Origin of the sequence: Moorena sp. SIO3A2 (assembly GCF_010672265.1) — a bacterium.
Classification (GTDB): Bacteria; Cyanobacteriota; Cyanobacteriia; order Cyanobacteriales; family Coleofasciculaceae; genus Moorena; species Moorena producens.
Genome location: NZ_JAAHHC010000129.1, coordinates 1 through 1,271, shown reverse-complemented (window position 1 = coordinate 1,271; position 1,271 = coordinate 1). Strand labels below are relative to the sequence as shown.

At 32.2% G+C, this 1,271-nt stretch carries 1 protein-coding gene; it reads left to right on the top strand.

Going from position 1 to position 1,271, the window contains the following annotated elements:
* Nucleotides 1-107: 107 nt before the first annotated feature.
* Nucleotides 108-1,250, top strand: coding sequence for an IS4 family transposase (locus tag F6K64_RS38025; protein WP_044492478.1), 1,143 nt, complete (start codon nucleotides 108-110; stop codon nucleotides 1,248-1,250).
* The last annotated feature ends 21 nt before the right edge of the window (nucleotides 1,251-1,271 follow it).

The following is a 1,271-nucleotide window of genomic DNA, read 5'->3' as shown; positions in this document are numbered from 1 at the left end:
CTGGGGGGGCGACGATATGGCTTGAAACGATTGATACGTCAAGAGTGTAACGATCTGTGATAGAAAAAGATAGGTCTCAAATTGTCAATAAGACCTATCTGTTGCAAATGTTACCCTTATTCTATCAAAAGCATCTTAAAATTCAACTAAAGTATCGTAATTTTATTTTATTAAATATTTTAGTGATGCTTGTACAATCAATCAAAAGAGTTAGCATAGAAAAGTTAGCAAATGCTTTACCTCTTGGAATAAAATTTGAAAGTATAAGAAAAAGAATTCAGCGCTTTTTGTCTTTACCAAATCTAAGATTTGAAACTATTTGGTTTCCTATCATAGCTAGTATACTAGAAACATACTTTGAAACAGATGAACTAGTTTATATAGCAATTGACCGTACAAATTGGGGTAAAATAAATCTTTTAGTAACTAGCCTGATTTGGGATAAAAGAGCATTGCCAATATACTTTACTTTGATGCCAAAATTAGGTAGCAGTAATCTTAAAGAACAGAGCAGTCATCTATCAACAATAATTCCCATTTTTAAAGATTATAAAATTTGCCTATTGGGAGATAGAGAATTTTGTTCTGTTAAGCTAGCGAAATGGTTGTCAGAAAAGTCTGTATACTTTTGTTTACGTCTCAAAAAAAATGAGTTTATTGAAGTCAAAAAGAAAATTTGGATTGAGTTATCAAATCTTGGGTTAATACCAGGAACTTCATTCTTTATTAAAGGAGTAAAAATAACTAAAATAAAGGGATTTAGCACTTTTAACGTTGCATGCAAATGGAAGCGTAATATTTCCGGATTTATCCCCAAAGAAGGATGGTTCATTATGACAAATTTAAATTCCTTAGAATTGGCGATTGCTGCTTATAAGAAACGGTTTGGCATTGAAGAAATGTTTAGAGATTTTAAAACAGGAGGCGATAATTTAGAAGACACTAATGTCTATGGTGATCGGTTGATTTCGCTAATTTTATTGATATCAATAGCCTATACTTCTGCTACCATTCAAGGACAGCAAATTAAACTAAAAGGAATTCAAAAATATATCGGCAGAGTAAAAGAAGATGGCCGTTCACAACGACGACACAGTAGTTTTTATATAGGATTATATGCTCAAAATTGGGTCAGTTTTAGCGATGAGTGTATTAATTTAGTACGAGAATTAATGAGACTTAATCGTAATAAATGGAAGTATTATTTACGAGGAATGAGAGCTAAATCGCTTGTCCTGTCTGCTTTATAACTATTTTCGTCGCCCCCCCAG